General features: G+C 42.4%; 3 tRNA genes. All 3 read right to left on the minus strand.

The features are described 5' to 3' along the window. Positions 1-161: 161 nt before the first annotated feature. The 3 genes from V7121_RS24750 to V7121_RS24760 all read right to left on the minus strand — a co-directional run bounded on the left by V7121_RS24750 (position 162) and on the right by V7121_RS24760 (position 412). Positions 162-237: transfer RNA gene (locus tag V7121_RS24750), tRNA-Ala, on the minus strand. Between the two features lie 18 nt (positions 238-255). Next, positions 256-332, minus strand: a tRNA-Pro gene (locus V7121_RS24755). A 6-nt stretch (positions 333-338) separates the two neighbouring features. Next, a tRNA-Arg gene (locus V7121_RS24760) sits at positions 339-412 on the minus strand. Positions 413-450: the final 38 nt, after the last annotated feature.

A 450-nucleotide genomic window follows, 5' to 3' on the forward strand; every position in this document is an offset into this window, starting at 1 on the left:
TTGTTACGTTGGCTTAGTTTCATAAATGAAACTAAAATGTTATTGTTTGTTTTCACGTCTTGTTTGTTTAGTTTTCAAAGAACGAAATCTTTGTCGCACATGCGACTTTTCAATATTAACAAACTGTTATAGTAATGTCAACATTAAAAAATAATATTTTTTGGTGGAGTCTAGGGGGATCGAACCCCTGACCTCCTGCGTGCAAAGCAGGCGCTCTCCCAGCTGAGCTAAGACCCCATATAAAATTAGAAAGAATGGTCGGGAAGACAGGATTCGAACCTGCGACCCCTTGGTCCCAAACCAAGTGCTCTACCAAGCTGAGCTACTTCCCGTTAAAGTGCGCCCTGAGAGATTCGAACTCCCGACCTTTTGATTCGTAGTCAAACACTCTATCCAGCTGAGCTAAGGGCGCATATGAAATTGATTAAAAAGTGGTGCCGAGGACCGGAA

This window comes from Neobacillus drentensis (assembly GCF_036962125.1).
Classification (GTDB): Bacteria; Bacillota; Bacilli; order Bacillales; family Cytobacillaceae; genus Neobacillus; species Neobacillus drentensis_B.